At 63.6% G+C, this 19,596-nt stretch carries 16 protein-coding genes; 6 read left to right on the forward strand and 10 right to left on the reverse strand.

The features are described 5' to 3' along the window. Positions 1-76: 76 nt before the first annotated feature. Positions 77-1,513: a cytochrome ubiquinol oxidase subunit I gene (locus tag HFP57_RS17305; protein ID WP_176870964.1), complete on the forward strand. Its 1,437-nt coding sequence runs from the start codon at positions 77-79 to the stop codon at positions 1,511-1,513. Then, on the forward strand, positions 1,510-2,514 hold the full coding sequence (cydB, locus tag HFP57_RS17310) for a cytochrome d ubiquinol oxidase subunit II (protein ID WP_176870965.1): 1,005 nt from the start codon (positions 1,510-1,512) through the stop codon (positions 2,512-2,514). Before HFP57_RS17305 ends, cydB begins: the two co-directional genes overlap by 4 nt. Positions 2,515-2,683: 169 nt before the next feature. Here cydB and HFP57_RS17315 read toward each other — a convergent pair whose 3' ends face one another. Next, positions 2,684-3,289: a phage tail protein gene (locus HFP57_RS17315; protein ID WP_176870966.1), complete on the reverse strand. Its 606-nt coding sequence runs from the start codon at positions 3,287-3,289 to the stop codon at positions 2,684-2,686. Between the two features lie 198 nt (positions 3,290-3,487). Next, entirely contained in the window at positions 3,488-4,522 is a 1,035-nt protein-coding gene (locus tag HFP57_RS17320; protein ID WP_176870967.1) for a bile acid:sodium symporter, read from the reverse strand. 77 nt (positions 4,523-4,599) lie between these two features. On the opposite strand from HFP57_RS17320, the gene typA reads away from it, so the two are divergent. Beyond that, a complete protein-coding gene (typA, locus tag HFP57_RS17325; RefSeq protein ID WP_176870968.1) occupies positions 4,600-6,417 on the forward strand; it encodes a translational GTPase TypA in 1,818 nt (605 codons plus the stop codon). On the opposite strand, the gene HFP57_RS17330 is transcribed toward typA, so the two are convergent. Then, complete coding sequence (locus tag HFP57_RS17330) at positions 6,414-7,514, reverse strand: inorganic phosphate transporter (protein ID WP_176870969.1); 1,101 nt, start codon at positions 7,512-7,514, stop codon at positions 6,414-6,416. The two genes, typA and HFP57_RS17330, sit on opposite strands and share 4 nt — an antisense overlap. Positions 7,515-7,684: 170 nt before the next feature. Further along, complete coding sequence (locus HFP57_RS17335) at positions 7,685-9,166, reverse strand: PQQ-dependent sugar dehydrogenase (RefSeq protein ID WP_176870970.1); 1,482 nt, start codon at positions 9,164-9,166, stop codon at positions 7,685-7,687. Positions 9,167-9,373: 207 nt separating this feature from the next. On the opposite strand from HFP57_RS17335, the gene HFP57_RS17340 reads away from it, so the two are divergent. After that, positions 9,374-9,832 (forward strand): hypothetical protein, encoded by a 459-nt coding sequence (locus tag HFP57_RS17340; protein WP_176870971.1) that lies wholly within the window; start codon positions 9,374-9,376, stop codon positions 9,830-9,832. A 165-nt stretch (positions 9,833-9,997) separates the two neighbouring features. Here HFP57_RS17340 and HFP57_RS17345 read toward each other — a convergent pair whose 3' ends face one another. Both HFP57_RS17345 and HFP57_RS17350 read right to left on the reverse strand, forming a co-directional pair. Further along, entirely contained in the window at positions 9,998-10,588 is a 591-nt protein-coding gene (locus tag HFP57_RS17345; protein ID WP_176870972.1) for a CHAP domain-containing protein, read from the reverse strand. A gap of 119 nt (positions 10,589-10,707) precedes the next feature. After that, positions 10,708-12,642, reverse strand: a complete 1,935-nt coding sequence (locus tag HFP57_RS17350) for a M1 family metallopeptidase (RefSeq protein WP_246263222.1) — start codon at positions 12,640-12,642, stop codon at positions 10,708-10,710. Between the two features lie 208 nt (positions 12,643-12,850). Between HFP57_RS17350 and HFP57_RS17355 the strand changes: the two genes are divergently transcribed. Next, a complete protein-coding gene (locus tag HFP57_RS17355; protein ID WP_176870973.1) occupies positions 12,851-14,029 on the forward strand; it encodes an acyl-CoA dehydrogenase family protein in 1,179 nt (392 codons plus the stop codon). Positions 14,030-14,088: 59 nt separating this feature from the next. Continuing rightward, on the forward strand, positions 14,089-15,609 hold the full coding sequence (locus HFP57_RS17360; protein ID WP_176870974.1) for a class I adenylate-forming enzyme family protein: 1,521 nt from the start codon (positions 14,089-14,091) through the stop codon (positions 15,607-15,609). A 24-nt stretch (positions 15,610-15,633) separates the two neighbouring features. On the opposite strand, the gene HFP57_RS17365 is transcribed toward HFP57_RS17360, so the two are convergent. The 4 genes from HFP57_RS17365 to HFP57_RS17380 all read right to left on the reverse strand — a co-directional run bounded on the left by HFP57_RS17365 (position 15,634) and on the right by HFP57_RS17380 (position 19,565). After that, positions 15,634-16,632, reverse strand: coding sequence for a TIR domain-containing protein (locus tag HFP57_RS17365; protein WP_176870975.1), 999 nt, complete (start codon positions 16,630-16,632; stop codon positions 15,634-15,636). Between the two features lie 69 nt (positions 16,633-16,701). Further along, a complete protein-coding gene (locus HFP57_RS17370; protein ID WP_176870976.1) occupies positions 16,702-17,049 on the reverse strand; it encodes a hypothetical protein in 348 nt (115 codons plus the stop codon). A gap of 92 nt (positions 17,050-17,141) precedes the next feature. Continuing rightward, on the reverse strand, positions 17,142-18,359 hold the full coding sequence (locus HFP57_RS17375) for a serine hydrolase domain-containing protein (protein WP_176870977.1): 1,218 nt from the start codon (positions 18,357-18,359) through the stop codon (positions 17,142-17,144). Positions 18,360-18,482: 123 nt separating this feature from the next. Further along, on the reverse strand, positions 18,483-19,565 hold the full coding sequence (locus HFP57_RS17380) for a Zn-dependent alcohol dehydrogenase (RefSeq protein ID WP_176870978.1): 1,083 nt from the start codon (positions 19,563-19,565) through the stop codon (positions 18,483-18,485). Positions 19,566-19,596 lie beyond the last annotated feature (31 nt).

Below are 19,596 nucleotides of genomic sequence, written 5' to 3' on the forward strand. Positions count from 1 at the left end.
TTTACTGCATTCGATGAGTTTGATTTTGCATATTTTCCGGGCTGCAATTTCGGGTCCTGCCCGCTAGATAGAGCCCATGGCCGACGCCGAACTCGCCCTGCTTCTGGCGCGCATCCAGTTCGCCTTCACGGTCAGTTTCCATTTCATCTTTCCGGCCTTTTCGATCGGCCTGGCCAGCTTTCTCGCGGTGCTCGAGGGGCTGTGGCTGAAGACGAAGGACGACGTCTATCTGCGGCTGTTCAAATATTGGCTGAAGATCTTCGCGATCACCTTCGCGATGGGCGTCGTCTCGGGCATCGTCATGTCCTACCAGTTCGGCACCAACTGGTCTGTCTTCTCCGACCGGGCCGGGCCGATCATCGGGCCATTGATGGCCTATGAAGTGCTGACCGCCTTCTTCCTGGAAGCGGGTTTCCTGGGCGTCATGCTGTTCGGCATGGATAAGGTCGGCAAGAAACTCCACTTCACGGCAACCCTGATGGTGGCGATCGGCACGGCGGTTTCGGCCTTCTGGATCCTCTCGGTCAACAGCTGGATGCAGACGCCGGTCGGCTATGCGGTCAACGAGGCCGGGCAATATGTGCTCGACGGCAGCTGGTGGGACGTCGTCTTCACGCCGAGCTTTCACTACCGCCTCGTCCACACCGTGATCGCCGCCTATCTGACGACGGCGCTCGTCGTCGGCGGCGTGGCGGCCTGGCATATGCTCAAGGGGCGAGACCTGCCGGCCGTGAAGAAGATGTTCTCGATGGCGATGTGGATGGCCGCGCTCGTCGCGCCGGTCCAGATTTTCGCGGGCGATCTCCACGGCCTCAACACGCTCGAACATCAGCCGATGAAGGTCGCGGCGATGGAAGGCCATTTCGACAGCTATGAGCGCGCCGCGCCGCTGATCCTGTTCGGGATCCCCGACAGCGAGGCGGAAGAAGTTCGGTACCAGATCGCGATTCCCGGCCTCGGCTCGCTGATCCTCAAGCACGATATCAACGAGGGGCTGGACGGGCTGGACACGGTGGCGCGCGAGGATCGGCCGCCGGTCGGCATCGTCTTCTGGTCGTTCCGGATCATGGTGGGCTTGGGCTTCCTGATGTTCGCGCTCGGCCTGTGGAGCCTCTGGGCGCGCTGGCGCAAGACGCTCTACGGCAGCCGCTGGCTGCACCGGTTCGCGCTGGCGATGAGCCCGGCCGGTTTCGTCGCCGTGATTGCCGGCTGGATCACGACCGAGGTCGGCCGCCAGCCCTGGGTGATCCACGAAGTGATGCGCACCGAGGACGCGGTTTCCGCGATCGGCGCGCCCGCCGTCGGCGGATCGCTGATCGCCTTCGTCATCGTTTATTTCTTCGTCTTCGGGGCGGGCACGCTCTATCTGCTCAAGCTGATGTCCCACCCGCCCGCGCCCGGCGAGACCGGCGTGGCCGACGCGCCGATCCGCACCGCGGGCATCACCCCGGCCGCGGGTATCGACAAGGATGGTATAGAGCCCCGGCCGGACAAGCAGGAGGGCGCCGAATGAGCGATCCCGTTCTCACCATCATCTGGGCGGGCATTATCGCCTTCGCGATCGGCGCCTATGTCGTGATGGACGGGTTCGATCTCGGCATCGGCATCCTCTTCAAGACGTTCCGGGTCGGCCAGGAACGGGATATGGCGATGAACACCATTGCGCCGGTCTGGGACGGCAACGAGACCTGGCTGGTGCTCGGCGGCGGCGGATTGATGGCGGCGTTCCCGCTTGCCTATGCGGTCATCCTGCCGGCGCTCTACGCGCCGCTTACCGCGATGCTGCTCGCGCTCGTTTTCCGCGGCGTGGCGTTCGAGTTCCGCTGGCGCGATCCCGGCCATCGCCGCTTCTGGGATTTCAGCTTCTCCGCCGGATCGCTGATCGCGACCTTTGCGCAGGGCATTACGCTCGGCGCATTGCTCCAGGGCATCGAAGTGCAGGACCGGGCCTATGCGGGCGGCTGGTGGGACTGGCTGACGCCGTTCAGCCTGCTGTGCGGCGCGGCGCTGGTTATCGGCTATGCGATGCTCGGCGCGTGCTGGCTGGTGATGAAAGGCACGGGCAGGCTCCACAACAAGGCGCGGCGCATCGCGATTCTGTTGACCCCCGTGCTGCTCGGCGCGATCGGCGCCGTCAGCCTGGCGACGCCGTTCGTCGAGCCGCAATATTATGATCGCTGGTTCGACATGCCGGGGTTGCTGGTCACGCTCCCGATGCCGCTGCTCGTGGCGTTTTTTGCCTTCATGCTGTGGCGCGATCTGGAGAATAATTACGAGAACCGGCCGTTCTTCTGGGCGCTGGGCCTCTTCCTGCTCAGCATGGTCGGGCTCGCGATTTCGATGTGGCCGGACGTCATTCCCGGCAGCGTGTCGATCTTCGATGCGGCGGCGCCGCGCGAAAGCCAGATCTTCATGCTGATCGGCGCAGCGATCCTCGTGCCCGTGATCCTCGCCTACACCGCCTGGGCCTATTGGGTATTTCGCGGCAAGGTCGACGAGGCCGGCTATCACTGAGGAGGGCGACCGCGCGGAGGACGGGCCGCTCTGGCGAAAGCTCGCCTGGTTCGCGGCGCTATGGGGCCTCGGCGTCGGTACCGTGGCGCTGGTGGCGCTGCTTATCCGATGGTGGTTGTGACGGACGGGTAGACCGGGGCGGCCTCGGCTGCCCCGGCCTCCAGCGCCTTCAGTTCCGCGATGGATAGATTCCGTTCGTGACCACGCAATAACGGAGCACGAGATACGGATTGCGGCTGTCGAACGACACGCTGCCGCCGGTATTGTCGGTCTGGACCGTATTGGCGGCCATATCGACGTCCGGTGCCTGTTCGGAGTAGATGTCCTGCGGGTCGTTGAAGTCGGCCAGCGCCGCGTTGGTCGGATTGTCGATCGTCGCGGCGGTATTGGATGCGCGCATGCGGCCGGTATGGCTGTGCGAGGGCATGTTCTGGACCGTGAGCTGGATATTCTCGCGCCCGCCGCTCTGGCCCTGCTGGAACGGCGTCAGGCCCGGGCGGCTGCCGTGATTGATGCCCGAACGGCCGCGCAGATCGGGAATTCCGAAAGTCGTGCGCCCGTCGCCGCCATAGGTTGTGCCGAACAGCGAGAACAGCGCCGTGTTCTGGCTGATCGCTATCAGCTGCCCCGCCGCTTCGACCGTCGCGCGCGGGCAGAAGAGATAGCCGACTGTGATGATCTCGCCCATGACGCGTTCCTGCGCCATGGCGGGCTGCGGTGCCGACACGGCCGAAAGGCCGAGCGCGGCGGAAAGAATAGCTGTTTGAATTTTCATGATATTCCCCTGTTCTGATCAAGTACGGTGGATACGCAGACTCGCAGATAATCGCCACATGCGCAGTCCCAATCTACTCTAATGGAGAATATAGTTACAGCATTAGTGGCGGGTTATTTTCCACTATCAGCACCAATCTGGTGCAGATTGTTCAGAAATTATTATCCAGCAAATAATGACAATATCGTTTCAATGCCGTTACTGATCTGTAATCGATCCCATCCGCGCCGCCATGATCGCCGACACGGTCATCATCGGCACGTAATAGACGAGCAGCGGGACGATGATGAGCCCGGCTTCGGCGCCCGGGAACAGGATGCGCGCCATCGGGGTTCCCGAAATTACGCTTTTCTGCATCGCCGCGAACAGCAGGGCGGTGCCGTCGCCATAGTCGAAACCGAGCAGGCGCGAGGCGAGCATCGCGGTTGCGATCACGAGGACCAGGAGCACCAGCATTGCCGCGAGCAGAAGCAGGAAGCGGCCGAGCCCGATCCCTTCGAGCAGGCCGCCGCCGACCGCCGCCGACAGCGCGACATAGATGGCGAGCAGGATAGTCAGCCGGTCGAGCGTGCGGCCGACGACCGGATGCGCTTCGATCCACGCCCCGGCCAGCGGCCGGAACAGCTGACCGGTCGCGAAGGGGAGGGCGAGGATCAGCACGACCGTGCCGATGCCGGACATATCGATCGGCGCGCCCGACGTCGAAAGCAGCGCGGCGAACATCAGCGGCGTCAGCACGACCCCGAGCATCGAGGAGAGGGCGGCTGCGATCACCGATGCCGCGACATTGCCGCGCGCCATGGAGACCATGGCGATCGAGGAGGCGACCGTCGTCGGCAGCGCACAGAGAAAGAGGATACCGGGCACAAAGGCGGGATCGATGAACGGTGCCGCGAGCGTCGTCAGCAGGAGCCCGAGCAGCGGAAAGGCGAGAAAGGTGAAGGCGACGATCGCGAGATGCAGCTTGAGCCGCCTGAACCCGCCGAGGACCGCCTGGCGGCTCAGCCGCGCGCCATGGACGAAGAACAGCGTGACAATGCAGGCGGTCGAGATGGTGCCCAGCCAGTCCAGAGCGGCGCCGCGCGCGGGAAGCAGCGCGGCGATCCCGACCATTGCCAGCAGGATGATTATGAAGCGGTCGGGGATCAGGATCGTCGCGAGGCGCTGCATCGCGTCGCCATACCGCACTATCGCCTGAACACCAGTGCCCCCGGCTTCCGGTGGTTTGCGCATAGACGCCTTGTTGCGGCGCACAAATCCCTATATAGGGCGCGACTAATCCGACGCTCCTGACAATTGAGAGAATTCCTATGGGCCTTCGCAACGTGGCCATCATTGCTCACGTCGATCACGGCAAGACGACGCTGGTCGACGAGCTTTTCCGCCAGTCCGGCACCTTTCGCGAGAATGAGCGCGTAGAGGAGCGGGCGATGGATTCGAACGAGCTCGAAAAGGAGCGCGGGATCACGATCCTCGCCAAATGCACGAGCGTCGAGTGGAACGATCATCACATCAATATCGTCGACACGCCCGGCCACGCCGATTTCGGCGCCGAGGTCGAGCGCATCCTTTCGATGGTCGACGGTGTGATCCTGCTCGTCGACGCCGCCGAGGGCCCGATGCCGCAGACCAAGTTCGTCACCGGCAAGGCGCTGGCGCTCGGCCTCAGGCCGATCGTCGTCGTCAACAAGATCGACCGGCCCGATGCGCGGCCCGCCGAGGTGCTCGACGAATGTTTCGAGCTGTTCCTCGCATTGGACGCCAATGACGAGCAGCTCGATTTCCCGACCCTCTATGCGAGCGGCCGTTCCGGTTACGCCGGTCGCGAGGATACGGTGCGCGACGGCGATCTGACGCCGCTGTTCGAAACGATCGTCGAGCATGTTCCGGCGCCCGACGCCGATCCGGACGGCGAGTTCAGGATGCTCGCAACGCTGCTCGATCGCGACAATTTCATGGGGCGCGTGCTGACCGGGCGGATCGAATCCGGCCGGCTGGAAATGAACATGCCGATCAAGGCGATCGATGCCGAGGGCAAGGTCGTCGAGAGCGGGCGCGCGACGAAAATCTTGGCTTTCGAAGGGCTTGAACGGGTTTCTGTAGAATCCGCGAAAGCGGGCGATATCGTCGCGATTGCCGGCCTCACCGATGCGACCGTCTCCAACACCATCTGTTCGATCGAGGTCGAGACGCCGATCGATGCGCAGCCGATCGATCCGCCGACGCTTGCCATGACCTTCGCGGTCAATGACAGCCCGTTCGCCGGCAAGGACGGCGACAAGGTGCAATCGCGCGTCATCCGCGAACGGCTGGAGAAGGAAGCCGAGGGCAATGTCGCGATCAAGATCAGCGAGAGCGCCGAGAAGGATGCGTTCGAGGTGGCCGGACGCGGCGAGCTTCAGCTCGGTGTGCTGATCGAAACGATGCGGCGCGAGGGGTTCGAGCTGTCCATTTCGCGCCCGCGCGTTCTCTTCCGCGATGGCCCGGATGGCCGCGAAGAGCCTTATGAAACCGTTGTGGTCGATGTCGACGATGAATTCTCCGGTACGGTCGTCGAGAAGATGGCGCTGCGCAAGGCCGAGATGACCGATATGTCGCCTTCGGGCGGCGGCAAGACACGGATCACCTTCTCCGCGCCGTCGCGCGGCCTGATCGGCTATCATGGCGAATTCCTGTCCGACACGCGCGGCACCGGGATCATGAATCGGGTCTATGAGAAATACGGGCCGTACAAAGGCAATATCGAGGGCCGTCCCGTTGGCGTGCTGATCTCGATGGAGCAGGGTCAGGCGATTGCCTATTCGCTGAACACGCTCGAGGATCGTGGTATCATGTTCGTGTCGCCCGGCGAGGCTTTGTATCAGGGTATGGTGATCGGCGAGAATTCCAAGCCGCAGGATCTCGAGGTCAACCCGACCAAAACGAAGCAGCTCACGAACATCCGCTCATCGGGCAAGGACGACGCCATCCGCCTGACCCCGCCGCGCCGGATGACGCTGGAACAGGCGATCGCCTATATCCAGAATGACGAACTGGTCGAGGTGACGCCCAAGGCGATCCGCATCAGGAAGCGCCATCTGGACCCGCATGTCCGCAAGAAGGAATCTCGCAAGGCGGAGGCGGCCTAGGCGAGCAGCCCGAGACCGAAGGCGATCCCCGCCGCGATCGGCAGGGTCGCGACCCAGGACAGCAGGACGTTGCGCACGACCGACAGGTCGAGCGTACCGCCCGCCGCGCCGGTGCCGATGATCGAGCCCACCGATACGTGCGTGGTCGAGACCGGGACGCCGATCCGGCTCGCGAACAGGACCAGCGTCGCCGTGATAAGGTTCGCCGAGATGCCCTGGGTCGTGTCGAGGTGATTGATCTTCAGGCTCATCGTTTCGGCCACGCGCCGCGACAATAGCCAGCCGCCGAGCGCCATGGCCGCGGTGCCGGCGACAGCCGCCGCGGTGCCGCTGAAGAGATTGGCGGCGATCAGCAGCGCGGCGAGCTTGGGCGCATCGTTGACCCCGCGCGCGAAACAGATCGTGCTGGCGGAGAACAGGTGGAGGCCGTCGAGTAGCCTGCCGACGGACGCGCGCGCGATCGGCCGGCCCGCCTGATCGCAAGCCTCGTCCGAGGCCATAACCAGATGCGGCGCCCGGCAGGCCATATCCACCCTGGCCACCGAGCCGACATCTCCCGCGTTCAGCGGCCTGCCGTCCATGAGACAGATACATTCGCTTTCCGAAGGTCTTGGCCGCACATGTTTGAGGATCAGATAGGCGGCAAAGGCCATGAACGCGGAAAGAAACGGACTGACGAGAAGCGGAAAGACGAATTTCGATCCGAGATTGCCGAAATCGATCGCGCCGGCACTGTTTGCCAGCCCCGCGCCGATCAGTCCGCCGACCAGCGCATGGGTCGTCGAGACCGGAAAGCCGAGCCGCGTCGCCAGCATTACGGTGAACGCGGCGCCGCCGCCGACCGCCAGCGCAAAAGCGGGCGTGCTTGCCAGCGCATCGGGCACCAGTCCCTTGCCGGAAAATTGCTGGACCAGGGTATCCGCGATCAGCACCGATGCCAGGCCGCCGAGGATCGTCGCGCCCGTGGCGAGGATCAGCGCCTTGCGATAGCTGAGTGATGCCGATCCCCAAACGGTCGCGAAGCCCTTGAAATTATCGTTGGCGCCATTGCTGAAGGCGAGAAACAGGGCGGTCGAAGCGAGGAGTACGATGAGCAAGAGCAGCCTTTCAGGACGAGCGAACGGGATCCGACTGTAGGGGTCGTTCCTGTTATACGCTGCCAAGTCGATCCCGGTTACGGGCGGAGAAAGGCAAACGCCATCTCGATCCGCATAAGCGGAAGAAGGATGCGCGGAAAGCGGAGGTGGCCTAGGCTAGTTCCGGTCTGTCAGGCTGGCTCTACGACAAAGATGTCGCCGTCGAAGTCGACGATATAGACATCGCCGGCATCGCTGCGGACAAGGGCGACGATTTGGTCGATACTACCGGCATCGGGTTCGAAATCCGCGTTGCGCCGTTCATATTCGCTCGAGGGCAGGATCATGTCGTCGTCCAGCGAACCGATCGGGACCGACCAGATATTACCGCTGACGAAATCGGCGAAGATGTATTTGCCGAACAAGTCCGCGATAGCTCCATCATAGACCACGCCGCCGATCACCGAGGCACCTTCGCGCGGACCGTCGCCATTGGGATATTCGGTAACCGGGTCGGCCAGGTCGTCCGGCGGCGTGCCGCGAAAACTGGCGCTGCCTTCGCGGAACGGCCAGCCGAAATTGATGCCGCCGTCATCATCTGTCGAAAAACGGTTTACCTCTTCGAAACTGTCCTGCCCGACATCGCCGACCAATATATCATCGTCGAGGAAGGAGGCGCGGAAGGGATTACGGAGCCCGAGCGCATATATTTCTCCCCTACCGCCGCCAGAGGCGAACGGATTATCCGGTGGGATCCTGTAAATTGGCTGGACGGAAGCACCGCAGGTCGCACATGGCACGACTTCAATTCGCAATATCTTGCCCAATAGCGAATTCGGATCTTGCGCATTGTCGTCAGGGTCGCCCGAGCCCCCGCCGTCGCCAGTCGATATATAGAGATAGTCGTCAGGGCCGAAATCGATCCAGCCTCCATAATGGTTGGTAAAGTTGGGATGCGCGATTGTCATTTTGGTCTCGAAATCGCTGCCCGTGCCGAAGAGCGAGCGAATATTGATCGAGCCACCTTGGTCGACGACAAAGACATGGACGGTGTCGTTCGTCGAAAAGCCTGGATCGGCGGCAATACCGAGAAGCCCGCCTTCGCCGGCGGTCGAGATATTGGTTACCGTACGGTATAGCGTGCGTTGTCCGCTGGACGGATCCAACCTGAATATCCGTCCGCCCCTTTCCGTCACGAAGAGTTCGGATGAACCCGGGATCAACTCGGCGAAGGTCGGTTCGTCGAATCCCGTCGCTATTCGCCGCACCGCAATTCCCTCGCGGTCGTTGGTGACGGTGATCGAGAGGTTGAGCGTGCCGGACGCCTGGCCGTCGTTCGCGGCGATGTTCACGCGATAGACGTTGTCCCGATTGGCGTCGGTCGGCAGTTCGAAATCGGGCGGACTGTTGAAACGCAAATTGCCCGCGGCATCCATTGAGAAGAGGCTTGCATCGGCGCCGCCCGATATCGACAAGGTCACTGCGTCGCCATCTGCATCGTTGGCTTGGGCCTGATAGTTGATCTGATCGTTTTCCGCGACTTGGGCGGTGGCCGCCGACGTGATTGTCGGCGCATTGTTGGCCGGCGGCGGAGGCGGTGCGGGAGTGCCGCTCCCGCCGCCGCATGCCGCCAAGGATATCAGGCAAGCGGTCGAAGTAAGAAATCGTGTCATGTCCGTTACCATAAGCTTGGGGATGGTTCTCGCGCGATAAATGAATCGCGAACATCGTCAACGCCTTATGGGAAAATAGTTTTCTTGCTCGGAATGCGGAAGCTGTCGGCGTTAACGCCTGGGATGGGCACACGGCGGCGATTGACCCGGTCGACCAAATCCCTATCTCCGGGACAGGCCGTATTTGGAGGTTCTGTGAAGCACAGATTGGTTCTAGCGATCGCAACGGGCGCCCTGGCGCTCACCGCCTGTAATCCGGATGTCGAGCAGACCAGCGGGTCGGGGACCGCCCCGCTCAATCGCGGCGAAGTCACCAATTCGGACGAACTCGTGCAGCCGGTCGTGGTCGGCCAGTTCGGGCCGCGTTTCGCTGCGTGCCAGGCGACCGGCCAGGTGCGTTCGGTCAGCGGAGACGGGGTTCTCCCCGTTCGCGCGGCGCCGTTCGACCGGGCGGCGCGGATCGACACGATCACCAACGGCGACAATGTGTTCGTCTGCAACCGCAGCCACGACCAGAGCTGGCTGGCGGTCGTCTATACGGACAGCGGGGAATTGAGCGGCACCTGCGGTGTCTCGGCGCCGGTGCCCTCGCGCCGCCAATATGACGGGCCGTGCAACAGCGGCTGGGTGTCCTCCGCCTTTATCCAGCTGCGCGCCGCGCGCTAGGGCTTGCAATGTAGGACAATGCCGGGCCTACTGGCCTGGCGATAGGCCCAGGCAGCTCCGGACGCCCGAAAAGACGCGCGCAAATCCGGCAAGCCTGTGTGTATACTATGTAAACTTATCGCAATAATGTTGCGTGCGAACCGACGCGCGCGCCGACAGCGCGGATCAGTCGAGATCCTCGATCAGCTGGCCGATGCGGTCGCCTGCGCCGGGCTCATAGCTGGCGAGCAGCGCCCGGTTGGCATCGGTTTCGGTAGCCGCGATCTGGACCTCCGGTTCGGCGGGCTCGGCGGCTTCGGGATAGATGAAGCCGTAGACCGGATAGTTGGTGATGCCGAGCTGGCCGGTCGGCGTATGCCAGACCTTCACGACGCTCCAGTCATTGTTCGGGGAGACATCCTCCGCGAGCACATCGCTCTCGACCATGCCGCGGCGCGACCAGTTGGCATGGTTCAGCCGGATCTGGCGGTCGTTGACGATTTCGCGGACCATCGCGACATGGCCGAGCCGCATCCGGCCGTGGGGCTGCAGGACCATGACGGAGCCCGCTTCGGGCATGCTGCCGCGCTCGTACCGGCCTTCAGCCGAGGCCCACCAGGTATGGGCGTTGCCGCGGATTTCGATGTCCGACACGCTGCGCGCATAGGTGACGCACTGCCAGCGCGGATCGCGGGCGTCGGCCGGCGCGGCGATGGTGAAAACGAGCAAGGCGACAGCGAGCAGGCTCGGAAAAGCCCGTAAACGACCCGGAAACATATGCGACCCCCGAAAGGCGATTTATGCGAATTGCGGATTTCGCATTCCCCGAAACCCGCCGTCAGGGAAGCGCAAAGCGATAGACGGTGGGAAGTCGACGCTGGATCGCGGAACCTTTCCTATCCGTCGGACATACCGACCGTTTCATCGACGGTGTTCGTGGTTACCGAATGGTAACGTGGCCGCGCCTCGCCGTAGATTCGCCGGGCGAAGGGGCGGCCCCAGTCGCCCTCGGCCATCAGCGCCTCGAACAGGGGCGCGACGAATTTGCGCCGGCCCATGCCGAGCAGGAAGTCCTCGACCGAATCCCGCGCATCGTCATAGCGGTTGGCGATGGCGAGCTTGAGCCAGGCGAAGCGGATCTCGCTGTTGCGCGCGTCGTTGAGGTCGAAGGTGGATTCCAGCGCCTCGAGGCGTTCCTCGTCCAGCTCGCGCGGCAGGCCGTCCAGGAAACGCAGGCGTTCCTGGGTGGTCCATTCGGGCCAGTTGATCACGGCGACTTCCCCGCTGTCGGTGAAGTTCGCGATCGCCTGGTCGACCGCGCGAAAGCGGTTCGACTGGACGTGCACCGCGTTCTCGGGAAGCCCGGGTTCGTAAATCCACTGATCGAGCCCGATCTGCGCGGCTTCCTCGCCCTGGAACAGATTGGCGTCCATATCCGCGATCAGCCCGGCGCTGGTCTGCGGGCGGAAGGCGTTGCGGTCGAAATAGTCGCGCAGCCAGGCATCGAAGCGCGCGCGGCCGACCGTCTCCTCGACCGTGCGCAGGAATACCGCGCCCTTTTCATAGGCGATATTGGTCATCCCGTCGTCGGGATCGCGGCCTTCGAGATCGAGATGCAGCCGGGTGTCGGGCGAGGTCAGCCCGCCCAGATCCTCGACATCCGCCATCATGTCGGCCCAGCCGAGATCGGCGAGCATCGCCGCCTGTTCGGTGCCGTAGACGGCCTCCATGATCCGGTTTTCGAAATAGACGGTGAACCCCTCGTTGAGCCAGAAATCGTCCCAGCTCGCATTGGTGACGAGATTGCCCGACCAACTGTGCGCGAGCTCGTGTGCGATCAGGCTGACGAGCGACTTGTCGCCCGCGAGGATCGTCGGCGTGACGAAGGTGAGGCGGGGATTTTCCATGCCCCCAAAGGGGAAGGACGGCGGCAGGACGAGCAGGTCGTACCGGCCCCAGCGATATTCGCCATAGAGCTCCTCGGCCGCGGCGATCATCTCTTCCAGATCCTCAAATTCGCTCGCCGCCGCCGACAGCATGGACGGCTCGGCATAGACCCCGCTGCGCTCGCCCAGTTCCTGGAAGGCGAGATCGCCGATCGCGATCGCGATCAGATAGGGCGCGACCGGATCGGCCATGCGGAAGCGATAGGCGCGGCGCCCGGGTTCGCCGTCGACCGGTTCGCCTTCGGGCGTCAGCATCTCCGCGCTCATCACCGCGCGGAGCCCTTCGGGCACCGTGATCCGCGCATCCCAGCTCTGGCGGATGCCGGGGCTGTCCTGGGTCGGAATCCAGGTCCGATTGAGGATCGCCTGGCCCTGGCTGAACAGGAACGGATCTTCGCCGCCGGCCGTCTGTTCCGGAGAGAGCCATTGCAGCGCCGATGCGCCGGGAGCCGACGCATAGGTGATCGTGACCTGTTCGGCGCCATCGAGCGCGATGGTCAGCGGCGCGCCGTGCACATCGCCGCTATCCGCGCCCATCTCCCAGCGCAGCGCTTCGCCGGAGCCATTGACGACCTCGCGGATTTCCAGCCCCTTGCTGTCGAGCACCACCTCTTCCCCGTCCTCGGCCACGTCGAGGTCGAGCGTGGCCGTTCCGACCATCCGCTGCTCGTCGAAATCGGCGTTGAGGTCGAGCGACACATGGATGACGCGCGCTTCGAGCGGTTGGGCGTAGCTGTGTCTGTCCTGCCCTTCGTCCGTCGCATAGATGCTGGTCCCGCCGATCATCGGCGCGGCGCCCCTTTCGCTCGGTTCCGTCCCGCTGCCGCAGGCCGCCAGAATGGTCATGGCCGCAAATGGCGCCATCAGCTTGGCGATCTTGAACATGCTACTCCCCCGAACAAATACTTTGTTGCCAAAGGCCTAGCCGTTTGGCCCGTCCGCGTCACCCGATAAAGGCTGTCCGGCCGGTTTGCGCCATTATCGCCGAGCGCGGACTAACGCAGGCTGAACCGGCAGCCTTCTCTTGACCTTGCCCGTCATTTCGCCGACAATTGACGTGAACGTAAAGCAGCGCATTTTCAGGAGAGTCGCGATGGCCGATCAGGAAACCTTTCGCACGGAGGTGCGCGACTGGCTCGCGGACAATTTCGATCCCGCGTTGAAGGGGCGCCACAATCCGATGGGCATGGTCGACGGGCCGACCGACATGTCGCCGGACATGGTCAAATGGCGCAAGGCGCTCGGCGAGCGCGGTTTCGGTACGCCGACCTGGCCGAAGGAATATGGCGGCGCGGGGCTGTCGTCCAAGGAAGCCGCGATCCTCGAAGACGAGATGCGCAAGATCGGGGCCTATAACCCGATCGGCGGCCTGGCCGTCGGCATGTTCGCGCCGACGCTGATGGAGTATGGCACCGAGGAGCAGAAGCGGAAATGGCTGCCGCCACTGTCCGACGGTTCGCTGCGCGGCTGCCAGGGCTATTCGGAGCCGGGCGCCGGGTCCGATCTCGCCAATGTGCAGAGCTTTGCCGAGGACAAGGGCGATCATTATGTGATCAACGGCCAGAAGACCTGGCAGTCGGGCGGCCAATGGGCGGACTTCTGCTTCGGCCTGTTCCGGACGGACAAATCGACCAAGCATGACGGCATCACCTTCCTGATCGTCGATATGGACCAGCCGGGCGTCGAACGCCGACCGATCAAGATGATTTCGGGCCTTTCGCCGTTCTGCGAGACTTTTTTCACCGATGTGAAGGTGCCGAAGGAAAATCGTGTCGGCGAGGAAGGCAAGGGCTGGACGATCGGCAAGCGGTTGTTGCAGTTCGAGCGCGCGGGCATCGGCGGCGGCGGGGCGCGCGCGATGATGCGTTCGCTGGCCGATCACGCCAAGCAATATGTCGAGGTCACGGACGACGGCGAGATCGCCGACAGGGAATTGCGCCTGAAGGTGATCAAGCACGAGATGTCGGTGCGCAATTTCATGGGCACCGTCGGCCGCGCCCAGCGCGAGGCGCGCGAACAGGGCGGCCCGAGCGCGACCAGTTCGGTCTTGAAGAATGTCGGCGCCAGGCTCGCCCAGGAACGCACCGATCTGATGGTCGAGGTGATGGGCATGCAGGGTCTTGGCTGGGAAGGCGAGGGCTTCAACGAGGAAGAGCTTAAGACGACCCGCACCTGGCTCTGGAACCGCGCGGTCACCATCTATGGCGGCTCGACGGAGATCCAGAACAACATCATCTCCAAGCGCGTGCTCGGGATGCTCGACCACCAGTAAACAAGGCGGCCAAGATCGTCATTCCGGACTTGATCCGGAATGACGTGTGAGGAGAGGATATGACGACCGCCGCCGAGATGCTGCAAAGTGAATTCGCGTCCTTCGCCGACGTGATCCATGCCCATGCGGCCGAACGGCCGGACGATATCGTGATCGTCGCGGGTGACAGGCGGCTAAGTTTCGCCGAGTTCGATACCTATGGCGACCGGACCGCCGCCGGGCTGCAGCGCGCCGGCGTGCGATCGGGCGAGGCGGTCTCGATCTGCGGGCTCAACGGCTGGGCCTATGCGGTGCTCTGGCTCGGCATCCTGCGCGCCGGCGGCACCGTCGCGCCGCTCGCGCAAAGCGCGACGCCCGAGGCGTTGCGGTTGATGGTCGAGGATTGCGGCGCGCGCCTGTTCTTCGCCGATCGGGCGATCATGGATGCGATGACGTTGCCGGAGGGCGCAACCCGTGTTGCGCTCGACGACGATGCGGCGTTCGAGGCCTGGCTGCCCGAGGCCGGCACGAAGCCGGAGCCCGTGGAGATCGACCCCGAACAGGGCTTCAACATCATCTATTCGAGCGGCACGACGGGTACGCCCAAGGGCATCGTGCACTCGCACCAGATGCGCTGGCGGCAGATTACGGCCTTTGGCGGCCTGATCTTCACGCCCGCCGCCTCGGCGATCCTCTCGACGCCGCTCTATTCGAACACCACGCTCGTTACCTTCCTGCCGTGCATCGGCAATGGCGGGAAGGCGGTGCTGATGCAGAAATTCAGGACGAAAGAGTTTCTCGAGCTCAGCGAGCGCGAGAAGGTGACGACGGCGATGCTCGTACCCGTCCAGTACAAGCGGCTGATGGAGGACCCCGATTTCGACAGTTACGACCTTTCCGCCTATCTAATGAAATTCTGCACCAGCGCGCCGTTCGCGGCGGAGCTGAAGGCGGACATCCTCAAACGCTGGCCTGGCGGGCTCGTCGAATTCTACGGCATGACCGAAGGCGGGGGGAGCTGCGCGCTGCGCGCCCATGAATTCCCCGACAAGCTGCATACGGTCGGCCAGCCCATGCCGGGCCACGAAATCCGCCTGATCGGCGAAGACGGCAAGGAAGTGCCGCAGGGCGAGATCGGCGAAATCGTCGGCCGTTCGGGCACGATGATGAAGGGATACAAGAACCGCCCCGAGCAGACGCGCGAGACCGAATGGTATGATGGGGAAGGCAATCGCTTCATCCGCACCGGCGATGTCGGGCGGTTTGACGCGGACGGGTTCCTGACCCTGATGGATCGCCGCAAGGACATGATCATTTCGGGCGGATTCAACATCTATCCCAGTGACCTGGAAGCGGTTGTTGTCGAGCATCCGGAGGTCGAGGAGGTCGCGGTGATCGGCGTCCCTAGCGAGGATTGGGGCGAGACGCCGGTCGGCGTGGTCGTCGGCCCGAGCGATGCCGAGGCGATCCGGGAATGGGCGAACGCCAAGCTCGGCAAGACCCAGCGGCTCGCCGCCGTGCATATCGTCGACGAACTGCCGCGCAGCGCGATTGGAAAAGTTCTGAAGCGCGAACTGCGGGATCAGCTAAAGCTGGGCTAAACTGAAGACACCGATTTTGCGCGGCTAGTCCTGGGAATTGCCGCCCGATTCGATCGCATCGCTGACGCCCTGCATCGCCGCCGTGATGTCGTTCAGCGCTTCGGCCTGTGCCCGCGCAGCGTCCTCGGCGCTGGTCTCCAGACGCGAGTTATCGGCTACCTCTTCGTCCTCGCCGAGAATGCGAATCCGCGATTCATGCATGTAGCCGCGCGTGCCGTCCGCGGTCTGGATCTCCCACCAGTCCGCGATCTGCTCCCGCGTCGAGAAGACTTCTCCATCGGGTACGCTGCGGAGCACGGCCGCGCCGCGCGCCGGGGCGTTGCGCATATAGGTGAAGCCGTCGCTGTCGTTGATAACGGCGTCGATCGGAAATTCCTCCTCGACCGCTTCCTCGGCAACCACCTCTTCGGCATCGTCGTCGATGATCGTCTCATCGCCGCCCGGCAGCCGCAGGAACAGTGCGATCGCGATGACGGCAACGACTGCCCCGATACCGGCAATCAGCGGCAGCGTTTTCTTCCGTTCCTGCCACTCTTCCTCCGGCCATTCCTCCTCCGCCCATTCGGGCTCGGGCTCTGGCGGCGTGCTCGGCATTGCATGGCCGGGCTCTGCCGCGGCCGCGCCGTCGCCGGGCGGTCCGCACAGCTCGAACAGGCTCTCCCGGATCTTGCGCCAGCCGGTATGATCGTCCTCGCCCCGCCAATCGTCGAGCATGACGAACTGGATCTGGTTGAAGGGTAGGGGCGGCGGCGTCTCGTCGAGCGCGCTCTGGATAAGTTTCTTCTGATTGCGGGCGATATCCGCCTCGGCCCGCACCCATTCCGACGCGACGGCGGTTTTCGACCAGACGACGATCGCGGCTTTGGCCATGCCGATCTTCTCGGTGATGACGTCGCCATAGGATTTGTGCGGCGGCAGCTCTTCGTCCCACCAGACCGAATAGCCGAGCGCTCGGCATTTTTCCGCGAGCCGCCGGACGTCGCGCTGATTGTCGCGCGAATAGGAAATGAAGATATCGACCATGGCAGCCCCGCTCTCGCCCGCAGGCTAGCGCGTCGCTGCGGGGACATAAAGAGATGGCACGGGCGGCGCCTACTCGCCGTCGTCGGTCACCCGGTCGCAATTGAGCCTGGGGGCGCCCGTCACATCGGTCGTGTAGCGGCAATCGACCGCCATCTCCGTCCCGCTTTCCGGATCGCGGACCGTCGCCCGGCCTTCATAGCGCGACCCGTCGGGGCTGAGCGCCATGGAGATGGCCGTTACTTCGGCGCCTTCGTCCTCATAGGCGCTGCGCACCGCGTTTTCGACCGCCAGGCGGTCCTCCTCGGCGGTGTTTTCCGCAGCGGTCGCCCGGTCCGCGCCATCCGTATCCGGCGAGGAGCAGGCGGTGGCCAACAATGCGGCGGCGAATAGCGAAATGGCGTGACGATGCGCTCTCATAAGACTCCCCGATTGACTGGATTGTGAATCTACCCGTCCCGTCGCGTCTTTGCCAGTGCGAAGCGGGAGACGATTCAAAGAGGGACGGCCGGTCAGGCGAGCGCCGAATAGATGAGCGTCTTCAGCTCGCGGCGGATCGGATAGATGTTCGAGGGCTGGAGCTGGGTCATGAAAACCATGGTCAGATCCTCGACCGGGTCGACGAAAAAGGCGGTCGAATACATGCCGCCCCAGTAGAATTCGCCCTTGGAACCCGGGATCATCGTGCGCGCGACATCGTCGGTCACCGCGAAGCCGAGGCCGAAGCCGGTGCCCGCATTCTGCGCCTCGCTGAACAGCGCCTGCGACATGTCGGTCAGGTCCTGGCCGCCGGGCAGGTGGTTCTGCGTCATCAGCGCGATCGTCTTGCGGCCGACGATCCGCGCATCGCTCAGCGTGCCCTTGCCGAGCAGCATCCTGCAGAAGCGGTGATAATCGGCGCTCGTCGATACCAGCCCGCCGCCGCCGGACAGCAGCTTGGGCGGTTTCGACCAGAGGCTCTTTTCGGCGCGGTCGAACATTACCGGTTCCTTGGGCGTCCAGGCCCAGCAATCGCCGAGCCGGTCCGTCTTGTCCCCCGGCACGGTGAAGAACGTGTCCGCCATGCCGAGCGGCGCGAAGATATGCTCGGCGAAATAGGCGTCGAGCGATTGTCCCGAAACACGCTGCACCACCGCGCCGAGCACGTCGGTCGACACCGAATAGTTCCAAGCGGTGCCAGGCGAGAATTCGAGCGGCAGGATACCGAGTTCGGCGATAAAGCTGTCGAGATCGTGATTGCCGTGCCAGTTTTCGAGCTTCCGCTCGCGATAGGCGAGATCGACATTGGAGCGGTTCTGGAAGGCGTAGGTCAGCCCCGAGGTGTGGCGGAGCAGGTCGACCATCCGCATGGGCGCATCGGTCGGCCGGGTGACGAAGGGGAGCTGCCCGCCGCCGCCCGCATAAACCCCGATATCCTTGAACTCGGGCAGTATGCGATGGACCGGATCGTCGAGCGCGACCTTGCCCCGTTCGACCAGCTGCATGAAGGCGATCGAGGTGATGGGCTTGGTCATCGAAGCGATGCGGAACAGCTGGTCGTCGGCGAGCGGCGTACCATCCGCGCGCGCGATGCCGTCCGAGGCGAACAGCGCGACGTCATCGCCGCGCCCGATCGTCAGCTGGAAATTCTTGAGTTTTCCGCTCGCGATATAGCGCTCCCTCAGAAAGGCCGGGATGTAATCCAAGCGTTCGGGAACGAAGCCCAGGCTGTCGGCATCGGCAGTTTGCATAGGTGTTGTCTTCTTTTCTGTCGTCATCCTGAACTCGTTTCAGGATCCACTTTTCAACACGCGCCTACGTCGCAAGAGGATGAGTGGATGCTGAAACGAGTTCAGCATGACGGGATGGTGATTTTAATCGAACACGATGACCGAGCGCGCCGCATCGCCGCCGCGCAGCTTGTCGAACCCGTCATTGATCTGCTCGAGCGTGATCCGTTCGGCGATCACCGTGTCGAGATCGAGCCGGCCGTCGAGATAGAAGGCGACGAGCCGCGGCATATCGCGCATGAAATGGCCCGACCCCATCAAGGAGCCCATGATCGACTTGCCCTGGAGGAATTCGGGCCCGTGGATCTCTACCATCTCGCCGGGCGGGATCATGCCGACGACGACGGCCTTGCCGCCGCGCCGGACGACCTTCCAGGCGGTCTGCGTCGTATCGGTGCGGCCGACGCATTCGACCGCATAGTCGACACCGCCACCTGTCGCTTCGATCACCTGCTCGACAACGTCTTCTTGCGAGGCATCGAACGTCTTGGTCGCGCCCATCTTCGTCGCGAGTTCGCGTTTCGATTCGACCGGATCGACGGCGATGATATCCCCGGCGCCCGCTATCTTCGCCGAGTTGATCGCCGACAGGCCGATGCCGCCCGCGCCGATCACGGCGACGGTCTCGCCCGGCCTGAGGCCGCAGGCGTTGAAGATCGAGCCCGATCCGGTGATCACCGAACAGCCGATCAGCGCCGCCCGGTCCATCGGCATCTCCTTGTCGATCGCGACGCAGGCGTTTTCGTGGACGAGCATTTCCTCGGCGAAGCCCGACAGGTTGAGAAATTGCACCATCGGCTCGCCGTTGAGCGACAGCCGCGGAGACGCGTGCTCGGGCCGCTGCAACGAACTGTCCTGGCACAGCGTGTGCTGGCCGTTCTGGCACAGCCCGCACGTGCCGCAAGCCGGTGCGAGAAAGGTCACGACATGATCGCCCGGCGCGACATGCCGGACCTCGCTGCCGACGGCCGTCACGACGCCCGCCGCTTCATGGCCGAGAACCGTGGGCAGCGGATAGGGATAGACGCCGTCGAGAAAATGGAGGTCCGACCGGCACAGGCCGACCGCGGCGGTCTTGATCCGTACCTCGCGCGGACCGGGATCGTCGATATCGACCTCCGCGATCTCCATCGGCTTGCCGGGTTCGGTAAGTAGGGCAGCTTTCATTTTATTCCTCTTTGCGTTTCTGAAGCCCTCT

Source organism: Parasphingopyxis algicola, assembly GCF_013378075.1.
Lineage (GTDB): Bacteria > Pseudomonadota > Alphaproteobacteria > Sphingomonadales > Sphingomonadaceae > Parasphingopyxis > Parasphingopyxis algicola.

Bases quoted from the DNA above. Each gene is read 5' to 3' on its own strand.
- HFP57_RS17335 (WP_176870970.1), bottom strand. From the start codon at position 9,166: ATGACACGATTTCTTACTTCGACCGCTTGCCTGATATCCTTGGCGGCA.
- cydB (WP_176870965.1), top strand. From the start codon at position 1,510: ATGAGCGATCCCGTTCTCACCATCATCTGGGCGGGCATTATCGCCTTC.
- HFP57_RS17315 (WP_176870966.1), bottom strand. From the start codon at position 3,289: ATGAAAATTCAAACAGCTATTCTTTCCGCCGCGCTCGGCCTTTCGGCC.
- HFP57_RS17360 (WP_176870974.1), top strand. From the start codon at position 14,089: ATGACGACCGCCGCCGAGATGCTGCAAAGTGAATTCGCGTCCTTCGCC.
- HFP57_RS17380 (WP_176870978.1), bottom strand. From the start codon at position 19,565: ATGAAAGCTGCCCTACTTACCGAACCCGGCAAGCCGATGGAGATCGCG.
- typA (WP_176870968.1), top strand. From the start codon at position 4,600: ATGGGCCTTCGCAACGTGGCCATCATTGCTCACGTCGATCACGGCAAG.
- HFP57_RS17365 (WP_176870975.1), bottom strand. From the start codon at position 16,632: ATGGTCGATATCTTCATTTCCTATTCGCGCGACAATCAGCGCGACGTC.
- HFP57_RS17350 (WP_246263222.1), bottom strand. From the start codon at position 12,642: ATGTTCAAGATCGCCAAGCTGATGGCGCCATTTGCGGCCATGACCATT.
- HFP57_RS17370 (WP_176870976.1), bottom strand. From the start codon at position 17,049: ATGAGAGCGCATCGTCACGCCATTTCGCTATTCGCCGCCGCATTGTTG.
- HFP57_RS17375 (WP_176870977.1), bottom strand. From the start codon at position 18,359: ATGCAAACTGCCGATGCCGACAGCCTGGGCTTCGTTCCCGAACGCTTG.
- HFP57_RS17345 (WP_176870972.1), bottom strand. From the start codon at position 10,588: ATGTTTCCGGGTCGTTTACGGGCTTTTCCGAGCCTGCTCGCTGTCGCC.
- HFP57_RS17305 (WP_176870964.1), top strand. From the start codon at position 77: ATGGCCGACGCCGAACTCGCCCTGCTTCTGGCGCGCATCCAGTTCGCC.
- HFP57_RS17355 (WP_176870973.1), top strand. From the start codon at position 12,851: ATGGCCGATCAGGAAACCTTTCGCACGGAGGTGCGCGACTGGCTCGCG.
- HFP57_RS17320 (WP_176870967.1), bottom strand. From the start codon at position 4,522: ATGCGCAAACCACCGGAAGCCGGGGGCACTGGTGTTCAGGCGATAGTG.